This window comes from Pseudomonas sp. S30 (assembly GCF_016518545.1).
Lineage (GTDB): Bacteria > Pseudomonadota > Gammaproteobacteria > Pseudomonadales > Pseudomonadaceae > Aquipseudomonas.
Map to the genome: position 1 here is coordinate 1 of NZ_JACVTO010000049.1, position 942 is coordinate 942.

The 942-nt window shown below is 65.9% G+C and carries 1 pseudogene; it reads left to right on the top strand.

What is annotated here, in order from left to right:
• Positions 1–942: pseudogene (locus IAE34_RS24185) on the top strand (T6SS effector BTH_I2691 family protein); the annotation flags it as partial.

Below are 942 nucleotides of genomic sequence, written 5' to 3' on the forward strand. Positions count from 1 at the left end.
GCAGAGCCTCGAAGCCCAACGTCTGGCCGAGTCCAGAGCGGCAGATCACCTCGCCTGGTTGACCTCTTCCGAACTGTTGAACGCACTGGCCCACTACGACGAGAACGACCTCACCAACGGCGTTTGCTTTGCGCACCAGACGGGGCTGTGCGTGGTCGGCCTCGAAGGTGTGCCTGCGGGCGCGGCGTTACTTGCGCAATGGTGGCGCGCCGACGATATCACCCACGGTAACCTGGCACTGCGCGCGTTCGTCTTCAACCAGCGCGAGATCGCCGAGGTGCTCGAGCGAACGCGCACGACGCTCGACACACTGCCGCCGGGTGCCGATCCATGGCAGCAACTGGATACGGCGCTCAAATACGCCAAGGAACTCGCCACACAGTTCGGCCGGGTGGACAGCCATCTGGACCAGCTCGCGCAACACAGCCCCGGCAACACGGCCGGCGCGCTGGCCTGGCTCGGGCAACTGGGGCGCCAGGGCTTGTCGGCGGGTGCCCCGGACAGCGCCGATCGCTTGCTGTACCGACGCCTGAGCACCTACCTCATCGCTTCATTGGGCGAGCAAGCCGTGAACCTGCGGTTGAGCGAGCAGGCGCTGGAGGGCCAGACCCCGTCGCCGGGGCGCGTCTCGGCACCAATCGTACGCCGCCTCGATCGCGCTTATGTCGAGACCTTGCACGGGGCGCACGGCAATCAGTTCTATCGCCTGCGTGTGGCCAGTGCGCTGCTTCTGGTGGAGGCCGGGTTGCTGCTGTTGCAAGGCGGGAAAGACAACAAGGACCGGCGCTTCTGGAGTGAAGTGGTTGCGGCGGCATTGACCAGTGCGGCCGCAGGGATGGAACTACTGGCCGTGGGCACTGAAGTGACGCTCAGGGGTGTGGGTGGGCACAGCGTCACTGCCCGAGGTGCACAGGTTAGTTTGGGGCGCTATCGGCTGTGGGG